Origin of the sequence: Photobacterium sp. BZF1 (assembly GCF_014349205.1) — a bacterium.
Taxonomy (GTDB): Bacteria; Pseudomonadota; Gammaproteobacteria; order Enterobacterales; family Vibrionaceae; genus Photobacterium.
In genome coordinates this window covers 1-1,565 of record NZ_JACSOF010000299.1, presented here as the reverse complement: position 1 = coordinate 1,565, position 1,565 = coordinate 1, and the positions used below count along the sequence as shown (strand labels likewise).

Annotated in this window: 1 protein-coding gene; it reads right to left on the bottom strand. The window is 50.1% G+C overall.

Features of this window, described 5'->3' with window-relative positions; all coding sequences use genetic code 11:
• Positions 1 to 99: 99 nt before the first annotated feature.
• Positions 100 to 1,452 (bottom strand): ISNCY family transposase, encoded by a 1,353-nt coding sequence (locus BIZ37_RS30115; RefSeq protein ID WP_187464669.1) that lies wholly within the window; start codon positions 1,450 to 1,452, stop codon positions 100 to 102.
• Positions 1,453 to 1,565 lie beyond the last annotated feature (113 nt).

Here is a 1,565-nt window from a genome sequence, read left to right as displayed (position 1 = left end):
TGTTTATCCCATTTTAAATTGTCAGCCTGCTTTCCCAGATTAAAGTGTCTCTTTCCAAGGTAGTTCATCCTGCGATTGAGTGGCTGTGGAGTAGGGACGTCATGGCTTCCTCCTGCTGCTGGCTTTGAATTGTTCCGGGTGAATGAGTACCGGGTTGATGGCCTCCAATTGCCTGATAGCCCGCTTCTGGGCCGTGCGTTTCGGGGCTTTCTTGCTGCGGGTGCGTTTCTGTTGCTGCTCGAATTCCTGCTGTTTGGTTTGGGCAAATTTGAGGACGGCGCCCAGGCGTTTGTTATCGACGACTTTGCCCTGGTCTACATCTGCCAACTTATCGAAGACCCTGAAGGCCAGCTTCCGGTGGCCGTATTGAATGGCTATGGTGCCGTCAGGCCGGTCGAGCAACTTGACCACCTGGTTGACAAGCCCTTTGTTTTCTTCGGTTGGATCAATGAGATAAACAACCTTGTCATATTGAAAGGTCAGTGATTTGGAGAGCTTACGCAGTTCTTGCCAGGCAAAGATATCATTGAGTTCATCAGTTGTTTCCCGCAAAGGCCGATGCGTATCTTTCGGAAACCTCGGAGGCTTGGCAAAGCGGCGGTTGAAATCCGCAATGAAGTCGGGGAGCCATACGTTGGCTTGTTCAATCGTATCAATGCCTTGTAGGCGCATTTCCTTGACCAAGCGATCCTGTAACGTTTTGTTCGCGCGCTCAACGCGGCCCTTGGCTTGCGAGCTGTTGGCACAGATCAATTCGATATTGAGATCATTCAGTACACGACCAAACTGGGTGAGTCGTTCAGTGTGGGCATCACGCTTGCTGACATGGAAAACCGCATGCCGATCACTGTAGAATGCAGTGGGTTTACCGTGCTGTTCAAGGTATTCGCGGGTAGCCACCATGTAGTCGAAAGCTGATTCAGTTTCACTGAAGCGCAGGTTCATCAAGCGGCCAGTGGCATCATCGATGTATACCAACAAACAGCATTTGGGGCTGCGACCTTCGAACCAGTCATGGTGGGAGCCGTCAATTTGAACCAGCTCACCCAGACAATCACGCCGATGACGAGGTTGGTAAACTCGCGGCTTACGTTTGGCATGAGGAACCCAGAGACCATCGGCGATCATCCATTGGCGTAGCGTCTCCAATGAAATTGAAATGTCGTGACGCTCGGTGAGTTTTTCGTGGGCTAGCGTTGGGCCAAAGTCAGGATATTTTTGATTGATCAGACTCAAACAACGGTAACGGACGCTATCGTTGATTTTATTCGAAGACGGTTTGCCCCGGCGCTGATGGACAAGGCCTGCAGCACCGGACTCACGAAAGCGTGTCACTAAACGTTGTACCTGACGAACACTGAGGGAAAGGATACGTGCTGCATCGGAACGTCGAATACGGTGTTCACACACATCACGGATAGCACTCAGGCGTAAAATCTCTTTATCATTCATGGTTACCAACATCTTCAGTTCATCTCACACAGACCAGACAGGGTCTGATCAACATAGGAAAAACAGGACATTTTCACTTTGTAGAAAAGAGACACTTTAGCTTTGTGGCTACA